The 20,957-nt window shown below is 62.4% G+C and carries 1 protein-coding gene; it reads right to left on the bottom strand.

The window, feature by feature from the left end; translation table 11 throughout:
* Nucleotides 1-116: 116 nt before the first annotated feature.
* A complete protein-coding gene (locus OU997_RS20055) occupies nucleotides 117-20,954 on the bottom strand; it encodes a VCBS domain-containing protein (protein ID WP_267808296.1) in 20,838 nt (6,945 codons plus the stop codon).
* Between the last annotated feature and the right edge of the window lie 3 nt (nucleotides 20,955-20,957).

Genomic DNA, 20,957 nt, shown 5'->3' on the forward strand with positions numbered 1-20,957 from the left:
CGAATCAATCACCTATTACAAACACATCTGGAATTTCATAGCGCTCGCTACCGAGCGTCGCGAAGGCCGTATCGCCTTCGCGCCCTCTGCCCGCATAAGCGGACAGAGGGCCTTACCTAGATACCTCCGTGGTGCTGATTCGGATCATCAGCCAAAGGGTTCTCGATAGCTGCCAAGTCATCAACCACTGGATCTACTGACTGCTCATTCGCAGCGGTGTGCTCACCTGACACGCCAGCATGCTGCAGATCCATAAGCACTGCCGTAGGCGGCATGTGCATGTCATCAGCCGTTGGCGTGAGTGAGTCAATACCGGCAGCGGCTAGGTACTCATGTACCGCAGGATTTGACATGCCGGAATGCTCACCCATAGCGGCTGAAGGCATGGCGCTGCCGGCAAACTGCAGGTAATCCGCGACCGGCGAGTATGAATCCGCAGCGCCGCCCGTTGTTCCTGCGCTATGTACATCAAGCCCTGGATCATGAAGCGCATCACTCTGCGCGGGCGCAGCGGCCTCATGATGGGTATTGTCTGCCGAGCTGACGGGGTGATTCAGGTCAACCACGACCGCAGCATGCGTGCCCCCCTGCAGATTATCAACGCTAGGCGTTGGATCGTCATATTGTGGTCCGAAATCATCTGCCGCAGGTGGTGCTGGCGACGGTGCCGGTGGCTGCGCGGTCAGAGACAACTCACCAAACGTATATTCCTCGACCCAGCCATTGAATCCAGTGCCGTCGGGCAAGCTGACTTGGATGTTGTGCAGATCGCCGCTGTTGTGCAACCACATGTGGGTGCTGTCCAAACCGCTATCACTGGTGGCAACAATGCTATGCCCCTGTGCGTGCCAGAGCAGCAGCTCGCTGACATGCAGCGTGGCGGCATTCTCGGCGGTGGGCGAAATGCTTTGCACCACCTGCCCGAACTTGTCGACCACCTGCACATGCACACCGGTGATGCTCAGGTCTAGGTTACCCACCGATGCCAAGCTGCCTTTGTCCAACTCGTCGGCAAGGCCTTGATATTGATAGCCAGCAGCGTGCACGGCGGCCAGGATGCCGGCAAACACATCATGTCCGCCGGCGCTGGCTGGTAGCTGGATCACTGGAGGCAACTGCATCCCCGCCGGCGCACCGCCTACTTCAACATCGATGTCATGGGCCGTGCCGTCCACGCTGTGCACCGTCAGCTGTTCGGTGATGTGGGAGTTGGGCAGCAGGTGCTGGACGAAGCTGTCGTGCCCATCCACCTGGTAGGTCCAGTGGCCCTGGGCATCGATGCTCAGGCTGCCAAAGCTGCCCTTGACCGTGCCGGCCTGGAAACCGCCCTGGCCGGCATCGTCATCGCTGGCGTGCAGATCGCCCGAGGTCTGGGGATGCACACCGGCCTGCACCTGGCCGCTGTCCACGCCGTAGATGAAGGTGCTGTCGTTGCGGCCGGTGATGTGAATGCTCAGCAACTGTGTGGCCGTGGCCCCTGCGCTGTCGGTGACGGTGATGGGAATGTCGATGTCCCGCACCTGGCCGGCAGTCAGACTTTGGTAGTCATGGTGGCTGGGGTCGAAGCTGTAGCTGCCGTCGGCGTTGAGCGTGAAGCCGCCCACCGCGTTTGGCGTGCTGAAGTGCAGTGCATCACCGTGGTCTACGTCCTGCGCCGCCATCTGGCCGCGCAGCAGGCTGCCGTCTTCGGTGACCGACTGGCTCTGGGCCTGCAGCATCGGCGTGTCATTGCTGCCCTGCACGGTGACCGTCAGCACATGGGTGCTGCCGTCCACGCTGCTGACGGTCAGATGTTCGGTGAAGCTCTCGCCCGCCTTGAGCGCTTGTACTGTGGCGCTTTTGTTGTCCAGGGTGTAGGTCCAGGCACCGTTGTCCTGCAGGCTGAAGTGCCCGTGCTGGGCCGGCACGTCGGCCTGGGCGATGAAATGCGCCTCGCCCGGATCGGGGTCCACGATGCTCAGCTGACCGCCGACCACCGCTTGGGCCGCATCCTCGACCACGCTGCCACTGTCCACGCCGCTGATCACCGCCGCGGTGGCCACGCGGCTGCCGAAGAGCTGCACCGTGACGGTGTGGCTGCTGCCATCGGCGCTGGTGACGCTGAAGCTGTCACTCAAGGCCTGCCCTGCCGCCAGTTGTTGCAAGACGCCTTGATGGCCGTCGGCCTGATAGTGCCAGCTGCCCTGCGCGTCGATGCTGAACTGGCCGTAGTGGCCGTGCACGCCGTGCTGGACGGTGAAATGCGCCTGGCCGCCGTCGGCGTCGAGCACGGTCATGTGGCCCTGGGTCTGCAGCTGCGCATCGCCGTCGGCCAGCACGCTGCCGCTGTCAGCGCCGCCTAGCTGGGCGGCGGCATTGCCGTGCGCTGCGCCGCCCGCATTCGCCTGCGGCAGGCCGTTGATGGGCACGCTGCCGAGCAGGTGATTTGCCGGCTGGTTCATGTAGGCACCCTCGAACCTGAGCATGCCCTCATCGCCCGCGTTGTGGAAGAAGTAGCCGGCGCTACCGCCCACACTGCCCTGCATCACCAGCATGGCGCCGGGATGGGCCTTGAGCTGCTGGCAAAGTTCGTCCATCGGCACGCGGTAGCCGAAGAACTTGGTCCCCTGGTCGAAGGTGTGCAACACATGGCCGGCGGCATCCACCACGGTGGGCTTGCCGTCGAACACATTCATGACCACATCGCGCAGGCCGGCCGAGTCACCCGCAGCCATGCGTTGGGCGATCACTTGGTAGCCACGCGTGTCCCAGCCGCCCTGCGCCATCAGAGTGCGGGAGATCTCGGGCCAGAGATCGGGCTTCTCGTCGGCGCCGTTGACCGTCACATTGATGGTGTGTGCCGTGCCGTCCACGCTCTTGACCACAAAGGTCTCGACGGCGGACTGGTTCTTGCTCAGTCCGTTCAGCGCCGCGCTGTTGTTGTCGGCGGTGTAGGTCCAGAGGCCGGACGCTTCCAGCGACAGATGGCCATACTGGCCAGCCAACTCATGCAGCGGCGCAAAGGCTGCCTGGCCCTTGTCGGGGTCCTGGATAGCGAGCTGGCCATGGGCCTCGATCAAGCCCGCGCCGGTGACATGGGCGTCTTCGGTGACGCTGCCGGTGTCCACCCCGGTGATCACCGCATCCTCGGCCGTGCCCTGGATGTTCAGCGTGATCTGGTGCGTCGTGCCATCGGCACTGGCCACGCTGACGACCTCGCTCAGCTCGCCCGGCACCGGCGCCGTGTGCCATTGCAAGGCCAGGTGCTGGGCCGCGCTGGCTGGGTCGTTCAACTCGGCCACGCCGCTGAGCGGCAGGCCGTGCAGGCGGGCGGCATCGCCGCGGTCGTGCACAAAGGCCTGCACATCGGTCTGCGCGCCCTGCAGATGGACCTCGTAGCCCATGCCCTGGTGCATCCAGCTCAGCAGCTCGTCCACGCCGATGGTGGACCGGCCCTGCGCGTCCATGGCATAGACCACCGGCGTGGTGCCGGCCGGGCCGCTGAGCACGATGGCCGCGCCCTGGATGCTCAGATCCAGCGCCCCTTCCACGCCATCGGTCGTGCCCCGACTCAGGGCCTCGCCCACCGCATGGAAGCCCGGCTGCGTCGACTGCGATAAGGCTTCCGCCAGCGCATGGAACACATGGCCCGTCTCGCCCGGCGTGCCGCCGGGCTTGAGCGCCTGCACCTCGGCCTTGTTGTTGTCGACCTCGTAGCGCCAAGCGCCGCTGGCGTCGATGCTGAAGTGACCGAACTTAGTGGCCACCGCGTTCTGCGCCACGAACACGGCTTCGCCGGCATCCACATCGCTGACCGTCAGCTGACCGTGCGTCTCGATGCGGCCGGCCGCAGTGACCTGCTGGTCTTCGATGACGCGGCCGGTGTCGGCCCCGCTGATCACCGCGCCGTCGCTTTGTCCGTGGATGGTGATGTTGACCGTGTGTGGCGTGCCGTCGGCACTGTGCACGGTGATGGTCTCCAGCAGGGTTTCGCCGTCCTTCAGCGCCTGAACATCGGGGCGGCTGCTGTCGAGCTGGTAGACCCAGTCGCCGTTGACATCGATGCTGAAGGTACCGTGAGCCGCGTGATGGACAGTCATCGGCTGCATGGACGACTGGCCCTGGTCGGCGTCCTGCACCTCGATGAAACCCGAGATTTGCTGGCCGTTGTCTTCCAGCACATGCGCCGCGTCGTAGAGCACCGGGGCCATGGCCGGCACGACGGCGCTGCCTTGCACCGCGCCGCCGCTGCTGGCCGCCTGCATGTCCGGGTACAGCACGACAGCCGCGTTGAAGGGCCCGCTGAAACCGGTCACATACTGGTTGAAGCCCGACATCTTGTCGGGGTCGCCGGGGTCATGAGGGAAGACATTGACCGGCATGCCGGTGGCATCCACCAGCACCACGTCGTAGCCCTGTCCCTTGTTGTGCCAGTTCCTCAGGTCCATCAGCGGCACCGTCGTCATGCCCCCTGCGGCGTGGTAAACGCTGGCCAGGCTGCCGTCGGGCGCGCGCAGCGCCACGCTGGTGTTGGTGAAGGACATTTCGGCCGAGACGTAACTGCGCGGGTCGGTGTTGCCCAGCAGCACCTCTGCCATGAACTGGAACTCGCGGTGCTCGCTGGACATCAGCTGCACGCCGATGATGGTATAGACATCGGACGAGCTCACCTGCGCCGCCTGGGCCTGCGGCACAAAGGCAGCCGCATCGTCCTGCCCCTGGATGGTTACGGTGATGGTGTGCGCCGTGCCATCGGCGCTGTGCGCGGTGAGGGTGTCGGTCAGCGATTCGCCGGTCTTGAGCTGCTGGATGGCGGGGTTCTTGTTGTCGGCTTCATACAGCCAATAGCCGTCCGCATTGAGAGTGAAGTGCCCGTAACTGGCCTGCACCGTATTCTGCTGCTGGAACTGCAGAGGCCCGGCGTTGCCATCGGGGTCATCGACCTGCAGTTGCCCGGTGACATGCAGATTGCCGAAGCCATCGACATCCTGGTCTTCCGTCACCGTCCTCTGGTCGACACCGGTGATGACGGCTGCGTCGTTCTTGCCGGTGAGGGTGATGGTCAGGTCCCGTACCGAGCTAGCGCCCATGTGGTCGGTCACAGTGATAGGGATGGTCAGCGTCTCGATCTGGCCCTCGGCCAGATGCTGGTAGGCCGCGTTGGACGGGTCGAAGCTGTAGCTGCCGTCGGCCTTCAGGGCGAAACCGGCCACCGGCTGGTCAATGCTGAAGGTCTGGGTGTCGCCCGTATCCGCGTCGCTGGCGTGCATCTGGCCGTTCAGCAGCGCACCGTCCTCGCTCACCGCCTGGGCCTGCGCGAACAGCACCGGTGCGTCATTCTTGCCGTAGACCGCCACCGATACGACATGGCTGGTGCCATCCGCACTCATCACCATGAAGCTGTCGGTCAGCTGGGCGCCGGCCTGCAGGTTTTGCACTGCGGCCTGGCCGTTGTCCACGCTGTAGACCCAGTGGCCGCTGGCGTCGATGCTGAAGCTGCCGTAGGTCCCGGCCACATCCCTCTGCGCGTTGAAGTGGTTCTCGCCGGTATCTGCGTCGCTGATGCTGAGCTGGCCGCTGGTCTGCAGCTGGCCGGCGTGATCGACGCTGATGTCGGTGACCGAGATGGTCAGCGAGTCGCTGACATCGGGCACGGTCGCCGCCGCGCTCAAGGGGGTGGGCAGGCCGTCGATGGGCACCTGGCCCATGGGGTTGTTGGCCGTGTTGTAGTGGGACAGGCCGCGGAAGTGCAGCTCCATCACGTTGCCGCTGTCGTGCAGATAGAAGCCACTGCTGCCGCCGACGTTGCCGTCCAGCACCAGCTGGGCACCCGGGTGGCTCTTCAGCAGGTCCAACACCTGGCCGATGCTGATGTCGTGGCCGAACGCGCCGAGACTGCTGCCGCTGGCCAGCACATGGCCGTTGGCATCCACCACGCTAGGGTTGCCGCTGGTGAAGGCCAACCTCATGGAGCCAAGGGCGCCGACATCCCGGGCATCGATGGCGTGGCCGATCAGGTTGTAAGGCGCCCAGTTGCTCTTGATGGTGCTGACGATGCTGGACCAGATGTCGTGCCGGGGCTCGTCCGCGCCCTGGATGCTCAGGCTCAGGGTGTGGGCCGTGCCGTCGACGCTGTGCACGGTGAAACTCTCGGTGGCGCTCTGTCCGCCGTGCAGGGCCTGCACGGCGGGGCTGTTGTTGTCGGCCTTGTAGACCCAACTGCCGTCTGCACCCAGCGAGAGATGGCCGAACTTGCCGGCCAGGTCCTGCAGGGGCGTGAACTGGTCGCCGCCGGCATCAGGCGTGCTGGCATGCAGCTGGCCGTGGGCGATGAGCTGGCCGCCGCTGACGTTCTGGTCCTCGGTCAGGGTCTGGTGGTCCTCACCGGTGATGACCGCGGCATCGTTCTTGCCGGCGATGCTGATGTTGACCGTGTGCGCCGTGCCGTCGGCGCTACGTACGGTGAAGCTGTCGGTGACGTTCTGGCCGTCGCGCAGAGCCTGCACCTCAGGCTTGCTGTTGTCGATCTGGTAGTGCCACTGGCCGTTTTCATCAAGGCTGAATTGCCCATAGCTGCCCGCCGTGCCGCTTTGCGCAATGAAGTGGGCCTCGCCATCGTCGGCATCGGCCACCGTGAGCTGACCGCTCAGTGCATCGGGCCGGTCTTCCTGCGTGGCGCCGGTCTCGACCCCGCCAAAGGTGGCGGCGTCGTTGGCGCCCCTAAGAAGGATCGTCAGGGTCTGCGTTGTGCTAGCCCCCGCACTGTCGGTCACGGTGATGGGGATGCTCAGCGTCTCGCTCTGGCCGGCGGCCAGGTGCTGGTAAGCGGCATTGCTCGGGTCAAAGCTGTAGCTGCCATCGGCGTTCAGCGTGAAGCCGTCCACCGGGTGCCCCAGGCTGAAGGCCAGGGTGTCGCCCACATCGATATCGCTGGCGTGGAACTGGCCGCTCAAGGCAGGGCCGCCTTCGGTGGCCGTCAGCAGGCCGCTGTCACTGGCTGTCCCGGTGCTGGCACTGGCTTGCCAGGCGTGGAAAGGCGGCCAAATGCTGACCTGGTTGACGTAGAGGCTGGCCTGGCCCTGCGGCCCGGTGATGTGGTTCGGGTCGCCGGCATCGTGGAAGCTGATATCCAGTCCGACCGTGCCCTTGGGGCCGAACACGCGGAACTCGTGGCCGGGGCCCTGCTGCTGCCAGTCCACCAAGGTCTGCAGCTTGAACTCCTGCCCGGGCGCGAAGACCTGGGCCGCCTGCCCGTCAGGCCCGACCAGGGCCAGGCCGCCCAAGCTCACCGTGACGCAGGTGTTGGCATAGGCGCCGATGGGGGCCTGGCCTTGCAGGATCTGCTGAATGTCCAGGTACTGCGCGATCCGGCTGCTGCCGATGTTGTTGATGACAAGGGGCAGAACATCGCCCGACTCCACCTCGGGGTGGTAGTCCGGCGCGACCTGCAGATGGAACTGCGGCGCGTCATTGGTACCGGTCAGCGTCACCGTCACGGTGTGCTGGGCGCCATCGGCGGCCTGCACGGTGAAGGAGTCGTTCAGGGTGGCGCCGACGGCCAGCTGCTGGATGGCCTTCTGGCTGTTGTCGGCGCTATAGCTCCAGTGACCCTGTGCGTCCAGGCTGAAGCGGCCAAGGCCGTAGCTGCCCAGCACATCGGTCTGCGGGATGAAGCGGCCTTCGCCGCTGTCGGCGTCGGTGATGCTCAGCTGGCCTGTGGCCTGCAGCTGACCGGACTGGACGGACTGGTCCTCGGTCACCGCGCCGGTGAAGGCACCGCCGATCACGGCACCGTCATTGGCACCGGTGATGGTGAAGGTCAGGTTCTGCGTGTGGCTGGCCCCGGCGCTGTCGGTGACGGTGACCGGGATCACGAGATCCTGGGTCTGGCCGGCAATGAGGTGCTGGTAGGCGGCATTGCTCGGGTCAAAGCTGTAGCTGCCGTCGGCATTGAGGGTGAAACCATCCACCGCGTTGGCAATGCTGAAGCTCTGGGTGTCGCCTGCGTCGACGTCGGTGGCAACCATGTGGCCGTTGAGCTGAGCGCCGTCTTCGGTAACGGTTTGACTCTGCGCGGTAAGGATTGGAGCGTCATTCGTGCCGACGACCATGACCCGCACGATAGTGCTGGACGAAGCGCCAGAGCCATCAGTGACGGTGATCTGGAAAGCCTCCTGCGCCTGCTCGCCAGCTTTCAGCGCCTGAGTATCAGCATCGGATTTGTCGAGTTGATAAGTCCAGCGACCTGTTTGAGCGTCAAAGTCCAGGTGACCAAAGTGCCCTTGACCGCCGCCCGAGACTGACCAGGTCTGGGTATCTCCGTCATCGGTGTCGCGGACATGCAGCTGGCCGGTGATGCTTATGCTGGGCGCGTCGACATAGACCATACGTGCCGAGGCGCGTGTGCTGCGAATGTCGGGCGCGTCGTTGGTACCTGCCACCGTGATCGTCAGGTTCTCGGTGCTGGTACCGCCTCCGCTGTCGATCACCGTGATGGGGATGACGACATCCTGAGTCTGGCCCGCGGCCAGGTGCTGGTAGGCCGCATGCGCCGGGTTGAAGGTGTAGCTGCCATCGGGATTGAGGACAAAACCGGCAACAGGGTGAGCGACCGAGAAGTGCTGCGTATCGCCCGCATCGACGTCGGTGGCGACCATCTGGCCGCGCAATAGACTACCGTCTTCGGTCACGGACTGGCTCTGCGCTTGCAGCACCGGCTTGTCTTCGGCGCCTTTGATGGTGATGGTGACTACCTGCTGCGTACCGTCTGCTGTCGCCACGGTGAAACGGTCGGTCAGCGTCTCACCGGCCTTGAGTTGCTGAATAGCGTTTTGCGTGTTGTCGGCGGTGTAGCTGTAACGGCCGCTCGCATCGATGCTGAAGCTGCCGTAGTGGCCAGCACCGCTCACGCCGGTTTGCGCCACGAAAACGGCTTCGCCCGCATCTGGATCGACCACCGTGAGCTGGCCGCCGGCCCTGAGCATGCCGGCCGTGGACACCACGCCGTCTTCCGTCACGAAGTTGGCAATCCGACCGCCAATGACCGCGGTGTCGTTGGTGCCAGTGACGGTGATGGTCAGGTTCTGGGTGCTGGTGGCGCCCGCGCTGTCGGTCACGGTTACGGGGATGACCACATCTTGCGTCTGGCCGGCTGCAAGGTGCTGGTAGCTAGCGTGCGTCGGGTCGAATTGATAACTGCCATCGGCATTGAGCGTGAAGCCGTCCACTGCACTGGCGATGCTGAAGCTCTGGGTGTCGCCTGCGTCGACGTCGGTGGCGACCATGTGGCCGCTGAGCAGGCTACCGTCTTCCGTCACAGCCTGGGTCTGTGCCGCCAAAACCGGGGCATCATTCGTACCCATGACCGTGATGGTGATGGTGTGCGTCGTACCGTCCGTGTGCGTGATGCTGACGTTATCGGTGGTGGTCTCGCCGTCCTTCAGCGCCTGGGCGGTGGTGGCGCTGTTGTCCAGTGTGTAGGACCAGGCGCCATCGGCATCCATGCTGAACTCACCCAGGGTGGTGCGCAGCGAGCTGACAGGCACGAACTCTGCGCTTTCTCCAGTGGCCACCAGATGCCCGCCGGTGACCGCCGACACGTCTTCCTTGACCACGCCCACATCGACGCCGCCAATCACAACACTGTCACGCTGACCTTGAATGGTGACGGTGATGCTGTGGCTGCTGCCGTCTGCACTGTGCACTGTGAAGGTGTCTGTAGCGGTCTCTGTGCTCTTGAGCGCCTGGACTTCGGGCTTGCTGTTGTCCAGCTGGTACTGCCAGTGCCCGTCCTCGCTCAGCGTCAGACTGCCGTAGCTGCCGGCCGTGGCGGTCTGGGCGACGAAGTGCGCCTGGCCGTCGTCCGCGTCGGTGATGGCGAGCTGGCCGCTGACCGACAGGGTCAGGTCTTCAGTGACCGTGCCGGTGGCGACGCCGCTGATCACGGCTCCGTCGTTGGCACCGGTGATGGTGATGGTCAGGTTCTGCGTGCTGGTGGCGCCCGCGCTGTCGGTCACCGTGATCGGGATGACGAGATTTTGCGTCTGGCCTGTAGCCAGGTGCTGGTAGGCCGCATTCGCTGGATCAAAGCTGTAGCTGCCATCGGCATTCAGCGTGAAGCCGTCAATGACTTGGGCAGTGCTGAAAACTTGCGTGTCGCTGGCGTCAACATCGGTAGCCACCATGTGGCCTTGCAACTGGGCGCCATCTTCAGTGACAGCCTGCGTCTGCGCGGCCAACACCGGCGCATCATTGGTGCCGGCCACGATGACGGTCACCGTGTGTGCAGTGCCATCGGCACTGGTGACCGTGAAGCTGTCGGTCAGCGTGTCACCGGCTTTCAAATGCTGGATTTCGGGCTTGCTGTTGTCGGCGCTATACGTCCACTGACCGGCGGCATCCAGAGTAAAAACACCGTAGTGGCCGTTCGAGATCAGCGCATTGAAGTGATCCTGTCCGGCGTCCGGGTCGATCACGGTCAAAGTGCCCGACGTGCTGATTTTGCCCGATGTGATATGGCTGTCTTCGGTCACAGCGCCACTGTCGGTGCCGGCGATGGTGGCGCCATCATTGCTTCCGGTCAGCGTGATCGTGAGGTTCTGCGTACTGCTCAGGCCAGTGCTGTCGGTCACGGTGATAGGGATGACGAGATCTTGCGTCTGACCTGCGGCGAGATGCTGGTAGCTGGCGTGGCTCGGATCGAAGCTATAGCTGCCGTCGGCGTTGAGGGTGAAGCCATCGACGGTATTGGCATGGCTGAAAGTTTGCGTGTCACCATGGTCCGCATCTGTGGCGACCAAATGGCCGGTCAGTTGTGTACCGTCTTCGGTGACAGCTTGGGTCTGGGCGCTCAATACAGGCGCATCGTTCGTCCCCATGACCGAGAGGGTGATGCTGTGGGTGCTACCGTCCGTGTGGGTGATGGTGACCGTTTCAGTGGCAGTCTCTCCGGCCTTCAGTGCCTGAGTGCCTATACGGCTGTTGTCCAGCGTATAGGTCCAGGCGCCATCGGCATCCATAGAGAAATCGCCCAGCGTGGTGCGCTGCTGCAGCGGCACAAATTCCGCGCTCTCGCCCGTGGCCACCAGATGCCCGCCGGTGACCGCCGACACGTCTTCCTTGACTACGCCTACATCCACGCCGCCAATGACGACGTTATCGCGCTGCCCCTGGATGGTGATGGTGATGCTGTGGCTGCTGCCGTCTGCACTGTGCACTGTGAAGGTGTCGGTAGCGGTCTCTGTGCTCTTGAGCGCCTGGACTTCGGGCTTGCTGTTGTCCAGCTGGTACTGCCAGTGCCCGTCCTCGCTCAGCGTCAGACTGCCGTAGCTGCCGGCGGTGGCGGTCTGGGCGACGAAATGCGCCTGCCCGTCATCCGCATCGCTGATTTGCAGCTGTCCGTTGACGGACAAGGTCTGGTCTTCGACGACCCGGCCAACATCGGCGCCACTGATGTGGGGCGCGTCATTAGTGCCGATCAGCCTGATCGTCAGGTTCTGCGTGGCCGTAGCGCCCGCACTGTCGGTCACCGTGACAGGAATGACGACATCTTGTGTCTGGCCTGCCGCCAGATGTTGGTAGCTGGCATGGCGCGGATCAAAGCTGTAACTGCCATCGGTGTTGAGTGTGAAGCCGTCAACCGGCTGGGCGATGCTGAAGGTTTGAGTGTCGTGTGCATCCACATCAGTGGCGACCATGCGGCCTTGCAACAAGGTACCGTCTTCTGTGAAGGCCTGCGTTTGCGCCGCCAGTACCGGGGCGTCGTTTGTGCCCTGAATGGTGACGGTCACGGTATGGGTTGTGCCGTCCGTGCTGCTGGCGGTAAAGGTATCGGTAAGCGTCTCGCCGGCCTTCAATTGCTGGATTGCGCTCTGCGTGTTGTCCGCGCTGTAAGTCCAGTTTCCCGATGGGTCGAGCACGAAGTTGCCGTAACCGTTTGCACCAGCGCCATGCTGGACGGCGAAAGCAGCCTCACCGGTGTCGACATCCGTCACATCAAGCTTGCCTCCACAGCTCAGGGTGTGAGTGGCGCTGAAGCCTTGATCCTCGGTGATCCTGCCATTGCTGACGCCGCTGATCACGGCGCGGTCGTTGACGCCGGTGACCGTGATGGTGAGGTTCTGTGTGCTGGTCCCCCCGGTGCTGTCGATAACCGTGATGGGGATGACGACATCTTGCGTTTGGCCTGAAGCCAGATGTTGGTAGGACGCAGTTGCCGGATTGAAGCTGAAACTGCCATCAGGATTGAGTGCAAAGCCGGCGACTGGGTGAGCGACCGAGAAGCGCTGGGTATCGCCCGCGTCTACATCGGTAGCCAGCATCTTACCCGTAAGCCGGGCACCGTCTTCGGTGACGGCGTGGGTCTGCGCTTGTAGCACCGGTTTGTCTTCGGCGCCGTTGATGGTGATGGTGACCACCTGCTGCGTGCCGTCTGCTGTCGCCACAGTGAAACGGTCAGTCAGCGTCTCGCCAGCCTTGAGCTGTTGAATCGCGCGTTGGGTGTTGTCGGCGGTGTAGCTGTAATGCCCGCTCGCATCGATGCTGAAACTGCCGTAGTGGCCAGCACCAGTCACGCTGGTTTGAGCAACGAAAACGGCTTCGCCTGCGTCCGGATCGACTACGGTGACTTGGCCACCGGCTCTGAGCATGGCTGCCGTGGAGACCACGGAGTCTTCCGTCACGAAGTTGGTAATCCGACCGCCGATGACCGCGGTGTCGCTCGAGCCAGTGACGGTGATGGTCAAGTTCTGTGTACTGGTGGCACCGGCGCTGTCAGTGACAGTGATTGGAATCAGCACGTCCTGCGTCTGGCCTGCCGCCAGGTGCTGGTAGCTGGCGTGGCTCGGATCGAATTGATAACTACCATCGGTATTCAGCGTGAAGCCGTCCACGGCCTGCGTGGTGCTGTAGCTTTGGGTGTCCCCCGTATCAATGTCGGTTGCGACCAGCAGGCCCCGCAGTAGAGCGCCGTCTTCAGTGACGCTTTGCGTTTGTGCATTAACTACCGGAGCGTCGTTGCTGCCGTGGATGGTGATAGTGATGTCCTGAGGTGTGCCGTCGGCACTGGTTACCCTGACCGTTTCTAGAAGCGTCTGCCCTGCTGCCAGATGCTCGACCTTGCTGTTATCGAGCGTGTAGGTCCACTGGCCCTTGGGGTTGATCGAGAGGCTGCCATAGCTGCCGTCATGCGTTTGTGTCTTGAAGAAGCTTTGGCCAGCATCGCTATCGGTGACAGTGAGCTGCCCATGGGTACTGACGACTGTGTTTTCAGTCACTGCGCCAGTGACATCGCCGCTGAACTGGGCTGAGGCGTTACCGTTCAGCAGGATTTGCACATCAATGACACCGGGGGCGACGACGCCCGGATCAAAGATTGTCACGCTCGGCACTGCTTGCGCATGGTCGATGACGATGGGTATGTCGGTGCACGCCACAGCCGTTGCGCCGTCCGGGCCGGTGGTCGTGACTTGCATCTCGAGCCGCAGGTTGTCGTGCGAGCCGGCCGGGAGTTGAGCGGTGAGGCTGGCGGTGTTCCAGTCGTGAATGTCGACTTTGTCGTCGGGGCCGGTGACGGTGTGCGCGTGGCCATGCCCATCGTCTAGCACAGTGCCGGCGGCAAAGCCCTTGATCAGGGCTTGCGTCAGATGGTCGTCAGCGTCTGCAGGCGTACCAAAGCTGGGAGTTAGATGCAGCAGTGCTCCAGGATTAGGCGAGGCAATCTGCGTGTCGACCATGGTCGACGGTGTAGTGATGACGCCCACGCTGGTCACCGTGTGGTGGCCGGTGGTATCAACCAGGCCGCTGCCACTGGCCTGAATGTCGATGACCAGGCTGGGCGAGCCGTGCAACACGTCGCGCAAGGGAGCTTGCGCCACTTGCGCGGGGGTCACATGGCCGGTGGCCAGCGCGGCGCTAAACATCTGGCCATGCCAAGCATCTGAGGGCGAGAAACCGCCGCCGAAGCTGTCCTGGTCGTTGCCGAAGGCCAGTTTGCCGTCGCCTGGAATCTGGTAACCCTGGCCCACGCCATCCAGGTGCTTGACGACCTGTCCATCGCGCAGCACGTCCAGCGTGCCGGCTGCGCCATCCCACAGGAAGGTGAAGCGGTGGCTGGCGGTATCGCTGCCCATATTCACGCCAGTGGCGTATTCCTGACCGTTCACCTTAACGGTCAGGTTGGCCGGATTCCAGATGTAGAACTCGTCCGAATTGCTCGGCGTGGCATAGCTGACTAAGGTCGGCCCGTTATGACCCGCTACAGCCACTTGCTGTCCGCCGATCACGGAAAACTCAATGGCCATGGCGCTCATAGCACCATGGGTTTGCAGTGTGCCGCTGTTCAGTATTGCCCCGGTGCCAGCCTGGCCGAACTCGATGACGTGCTGCTCGGCCACCACAGCCAAACCCGGTGTCGGTGCATCGGTGACCGGGGTGATATCCAGTTGCGCGTGAGCCGTCGTGGTCTGATGGCCATCGCTCACCGTAATGCTCACTGGTATGTCGTCGTGATGGGCATTCGGCGCCGGAGTGAATTGCCAGTCGCCGCTTTGCAGTTTGGTAAAGCTGCCGTATTGGGCATCCACCGTTATGCCGGTGATACTGAGGTGGTCGCCCTCGATATCGGAAGCACCGACCAGTTTAAGCAGATCAGCTTCGGTGTAGGACTTGGCCGTGTCTTCGGTCACAGGGTCAAGCGTCGCTGCTGACACCGAGGTGGCGGCAGTGACGACGGGGGCATCGTTGCTGCCGGTCACGCGGAAGGTGACATCACGGGTAACGGTTTCGCCGGAATCGGTGGTGACCGTGACATGGAAGGATTCGGTCGTGACCTGACCCGCTGCCAGCGCCTGGGTTGCAGCCAAACTGTTGTCGAGTACGTAGTGCCATTGGCCTTGGGCGTCGATACTGAACTTTCCGTACGTGCCCTGGCTATCGTGTTGGGCAGTGAAAGCCGGGTGGTCGTTGGCGTCAACATCGGACACCGTCAATTGGCCGCTGACATCCGAGTGGCTGGCGCTATCTTCGGTGACGGCGCCCAGCGACGCCGCCTGATCGGCAATCGTTACCGCGCCACCCGAAACGTGCACGGTCTGTGGGTCGGATGCCACGCCATTGGTGAGCGTATGCAGTTGATGGTCGCCGTCGGCCAGCGCTTGGGTTGCCGTCAATGTCCAGTGGCCGTCGGCGGCCACGGTGACGTGACCGAGAGAGGTCTGGCCATCGAAAACTTCCAGTGTGGCGCCTGCCGTGCCCGAGCCGTGCAAGGTGGTAAGGCCATGGTTGGCGTTAACGCCGGGGATCAGCTTGAAGTAGATGTAATCATTTTCTCCAGGGTTTCCCCCATGCACATTGATCATGCGCCCGACGCTGCCGTCCTGGAACACGACGATGCCGCCATCCCAGTTATTGCGTGCGCCGTGCGTGTTGAAAGTGGCTGCAAGCGTCGGCATGTGGGTGGCCAGCCAACCACTGGACGACAAATATTGGAAACCAAGGCCCCCGTTCAGGGCATAGGCGGTTTGCGTCGTAGCCAGTTGGTCAGCCGGAATGCCTGCCAGTTGGTTGACCGTGCTGCCCGGCAGGTACATGGCTACAACCTTCAGCCCCGTATTCACGCCGGTCGCTGTTTCGGCAATGCTGCCGAAGTCCGTCGCCCCGTTGATATCGTTGATCACTGACACTGCATCTATGCCGTGCGCGGCCGCGGTCGGCACGCTAATCACCGGCTGATCATGCGTGCCGGTAATGGTGATGGTGATGTCTTGCGGCTCACCCTGTGGCGGATGGACTGTGATGGTTTCTGTGCGTGTATCCCCCGCCTTCAAACCCTGAACAAGCGGGTTGGCATTGTCGAGGGTATAGATCCAGTGGCCACCGTCCCGCAGATCGAGGGTACCAAACTGACCGTGCAGGACCTGATCCCCAAGATGCAGCGCAGTTCCGCTCTGAATGTTATGCAGGTCGCCGGTGATGATCGGGGTAGTGTCTTCCACCGCGCTGCCGCTGAGGCTGCCGGCCAGCACCTTATCGTTCTTGCCTTCCAGGGTGATGGTGATGGTCTGCGTGGTGCCGTCTGCCGCCCTGACAGTGAGCGTATCGGTAAGGTGATCCCCGGTGTTGAGGTCTTGAATGGCCTTTTGGCTATTGTCGGCGTTGTATGTCCAGTGCCCCTGCTCGTCGATGGCGAGGCTGCCGTAGGTGCCGGCAATGGCGCTCTGCGCGACAAAGTGGGCTTCCCCGGCATCGGCATCGGTGATGGTCAAGATACCGGAGGTGGTAATGGTGCCGGAGGCGACGGCAGTATCTTCGGTCACGGAGCCGCGATCGGTTCCTGCGATGATGGCACCGTCATTGGCACCGGCGATAGTGACTGAAATCGTGTGCTGGGTGCCGTCAACGCTGGTCACGGTCACGCTGTCGGTCAGCGTTTCGCCGGCTTTGAGTTGCTGGATCGCGGTCTGGGTGTTGTCGGCGGTATAGATCCAGTGGCCTGCCGTATCAATGCTGAAACTGCCGTAACCGTTGCTACCCGCTGCATTGGCCTGCGCGGTGAAGTGGTCTTCGCCGGCATCAGGGTCAGTCACGAACAGCTGCCCGGTAGTGGCGATTTTCCCAGCCGTGATGCTCTGGTCTTCGGTTACCGTGCCGCTGTCAGCCCCACCGATCACGGCACCGTCATCTTTGCCGGTGACAGTCACACTCACCTGATGCGTCGTGCCGTCGGCACTCGTTACGGTGAAGCTGTCAGTGACGCTATCGCCGGTTTTAAGGGCCTGTACAGAGGCTTTGCTGTTGTCGAGCGAGTAGCTCCACTGGCCTTGTTCGTTCAGGGAGAAGGTACCGTACGTGCCCGCCGAACCGCTTTGTGCGACGAAGTGCGCCTGGCCATCGTCCACATCCGCCACCGTCAACTGGCCGGTGACGGCCTGCGTGTTGTCTTCGGCGGTGCTGCCTGTGTTTACCCCAGAAATAGTTGCGCGGTCGTTGACGCCGGTGACCGTGATGGTGAGGTTCTGTGTGCTGGTCCCCCCGGCGCTGTCGATAACCGTGATGGGGATGACGACATCTTGCGTTTGGCCTGAAGCCAGATGTTGGTAGGACGCAGTTGCCGGATTGAAGCTGAAACTGCCATCAGGATTGAGGGCAAAGCCGGCGACTGGGTGAGCGACCGAGAAGCGTTGTGTATCGCCCGCGTCTACATCGGTAGCCAGCATCTTACCCGTAAGCCGGGCACCGTCTTCGGTGATGGCGTGGGTCTGCGCTTGTAGTACCGGTTTGTCTTCGGCGCCGTTGATGGTGATGGTGACCACCTGCTGCGTGCCGTCTGCTGTCGCCACAGTGAAACGGTCGGTCAGCGTCTCGCCAGCCTTGAGCTGCTGGATCGTCGCTTGGGTATTGTCGGCGGTGTAGCTGTAATGCCCGCTCGCATCGATGCTGAAACTGCCGTAGTGCCCAGCACCGCTAACGCCGGTTTGCACGACGAAAACGGCTTCGCCCGCATCTGGGTCGACGACCGTGAGCTGGCCTCCGGCCCTGAGCATGCCGCCCGCAGAGACCACGGAGTCTTCAGTGATATTGTTTGCAACCCTTCCGCCGATGATGGCGCTGTCGTTGCTGCCGATGATCGTGATGCTCAGGTTCTGCGTGCTGGTCGCACCTGCGCTATCGGTCACCGTGATCGGGATCGTCAGGGTCTGGGTTTGGCCGGCGGCGAGGTGCTGATAAGCGGCATCAGCAGGATCGAAGCTATAACTACCATCCGCGTTGAGGGTAAAACCGGCAGGCGGATTTTGGGTGCTGAAAGCTTGCGTGTCGCCCGTATCTAGGTCGCTGGCAACCATCTGGCCAGTTAGTCGCGCGCCATCTTCGGTGACGGACTGCGCCTGGGCACTCAGTGTGGGGGCGTCGTTGCTTCCCTGGATCGTCACGCTCAGGGTGTGGCTGGTGCCATCGGCACTGCTGACCGTCATGCTGTCGGTGAGCGTGGCGCCAGCTTTCAGCCCCTGGATCGCGGCCTGGCTGTTATCGGCGCTGTATCCCCAGTGACCGGCCGCGTCGATGGTGAAGGTTCCGTAAAGACCTTTCGTGACCTGTGCGTTGAAGTGGTCCTGGCCGGCATCAGGGTCGGTTACGGTCAACTGCCCGGCCGTGGCGATTTGGCCAGCCGTAGCGTTGCTGTCTTCGGTGACGTTGCCACTGTCGGAGCCACCAATCACCGCCCCATCATCTTTACCGTTAACGGTGACGGTCACCTGATGTGGCGTGCCATCGGCGCTGGTCACCGTGAAACTATCGGTGACGCTGTCGCCGGTTTTGAGTGCCTGAACTGCAGCCTTGCTGTTGTCGAGCTGGTAGCTCCAGTGGCCGTCCTCGGCCAGGGTGAAGCTGCCGTAATGACCGGCGGTGCCGCTTTGCGCCAGAAAGTGGGCCTGGCCGTCGTCCGCATCGGCAATGCTGAGTTTGCCGGTAACCGCTTGGGGGTTGTCTTCGGCGGTGTTGCCGCTGCTCACGCCCGCGATGCTCGCGCCGTCGTTGATGCCGGTGACGGTAATGGTGAGATTTTTTGTACTGATGGTGCCGGCGCTGTCGGTTACTGTGACGGGAATGACCACATCTTGCGTTTGGCCTGCGGACAGGTGCTGGTAGCTGGCATGTGACGGGGCGAAGCTGTAGCTGCCGTCGGCGTTCAGCGTGAAACCGTCCACCGCATTAGCCATGCTGAAGGCTTGAGTGTCGTGTGCATCCACATCAGTGGCGACCATACGGCCTTGCAACTGGGTACCGTCTTCTGTGACGGCCTGCGTCTGCGCCTGCAATACCGGCGTATCGTTCGTACCCTGAAGCGTAACAGTCACCGTATGGCTCGTTCCGTCAGCGCTGGTGACCGTGACCGTGTCGGTCAGGCTATCGCCGGCCTTGAGCTGTTGGATAGCCGTCTGACTGTTGTCAGCGCTGTAGGTCCAGTAGCCTGTGGTGTCGATACTGAAGCTACCGTAGGTGCCGGCCACGCTCGTCTGCGCGGTAAAGTGAGCCTCTCCAGCGTCAGGATCAGTGATGCTGAGCTGGCCGCTGGCTTGTAACTGACCGCTATGGACGGACTGATCCTCAGTGACCGTAGCACTGTCGGTACCGGCAATCAGTGCGCCATCGTCTTTGCCCGTGACGGTCATGCTCACCTGATGCATCGTGCCGTCGGCACCGCTCACCGTGAAACGATCCGTGACGCTGTCACCGGTTTTCAGCGCCTGCAGCGCAGGCTTACTGTTATCGAGCTGATAGGTCCACTGCCCTTGTTCATTCAGGGTGAACGTGCCGTAAGTCCCTGCGACACCGACTTGCGCCATGAAGTGCGCCTGACCGTCGTCTACATCGGCAATAGTGAGCTGACCCGTGACGAGCTGGGTGTTGCCCTCGGCTGTGCTGCCGGTATCAACCCCAGAGATGGTTGAGCCGTCATTGGTTCCGGTCAGGGAGATCATCAGATTCTGCGTGCTGCTCGCACCCACGCTGTCAGTCACCGTGATCGGGATCGTCAGCGTCTGCACCTGGCCTGCTGCAAGGTGCTGGTAAGCAACATGACTCGGGTCAAAGCTATAGCTACCATCGACATTGAGGATAAACCCTGCCGGTGTTGTCGAAGCGCTGAAAGCCAGCATGTCCTGATGGTCAACATCATGCGCCTGAAGCTGACCGGTAAGCAGGACACCGTCCTCTGTTACGGCCTGAGCCTGTGCACTCAGCACCGGTATGTCGTTGGTTCCGGCAACAGAAATATGCAACTGGCATGCAGTGCCATCAACACTGGTGACGGTGATGACGTCGGTGACCTGTTCACCGGACTTCAGGCCCTGTACAGCTAGGCTGGTGTTATCCAGCACGTACAGCCAATGACCATTAGCATCGAGGCTGAAGTTGCCATATTGACCGCTGACAACCTCAGGATTGAAGTGCGCCTGGTGCTGATCGGCATCAGTGACCACTAGCGTGCCTTTGGCCAAAAGTGCTGAGTCCTCGGCGACCGAGCCCGTCAGACTGCCAGTGATCTGCGCCACATCATTACCACCACGAATGACGATAGTGATTTGCTGAGGTGTGCCATCCAGCGAGGTGACCGTGAGGGTATCGGTAGCCGACTCTCCTTCACCCAGCGCCTGCACGCTTGGGTTGGCATTATCCAGCTGGTAACTCCAGTGCCCTTGCGCGTCCAATTGCAGCTGGCCATAACCCCCTGTCAGCGTCTGCGGCACAAAACCGGCTTCGCCTTGATCGACGTCACTCACGCTCAGCCTGCCCTGCGCGCCCAGCAGGTTGTCCTCAGTGACCGTAGCACTATGAGTACCGCTGATTAGGGCCCGATCATTGCTGCCATGTACGGTGATGGTGATCTGGTGAGTCGTGCCATCCATACTGGAAACCGTCAGCACGTCAGTCGCCGTTTTACCTGCGCCAAGTGCCTGAACAGCAACATTGCCGTTGTCCAGTTGATAGAACCAATGCCCCGCCGTATCCAGGGTCAAAATACCGAGGCGGCCACTGAGTACCGTACTGTGGAAATGCGCCTGGTCGGCATCCACGTCACTCACCGTGAGCGTGCCGCTTACCAATAAATTTCTGTCTTCCGTAACCTGCCCGGCATCACTACCTCTGATGATTGCCTGATCGGCCGTACCATCAATGGCAATAGTCAGCGGAATAAACCGGGTACGTCCGGCAGAATCAGTCACCGCCGCGACAAAGTGCTCACGAACCTGCTCACCCGCGCAAAGCCCTTGCACCTTGCTCGATGTATTGTCCAGGGTGTAGCGCCAATGGCCGTCTTCGTTGATCTGCAAGTGGCCGTATAGGCCAACACTGCGATCAATCTGCCAATGCTCCGTGCCACTGACCCCAGTGCTACTCAGCTTGCCGCTGACAACCTGTTGAGCGTCTTCACGTAGATGACCACTGGTATCTCCGGTCACAGCCAGAGCGGACAATGG

Origin of the sequence: Pseudomonas sp. SL4(2022) (assembly GCF_026625725.1) — a bacterium.
GTDB lineage: Bacteria > Pseudomonadota > Gammaproteobacteria > Pseudomonadales > Pseudomonadaceae > Aquipseudomonas.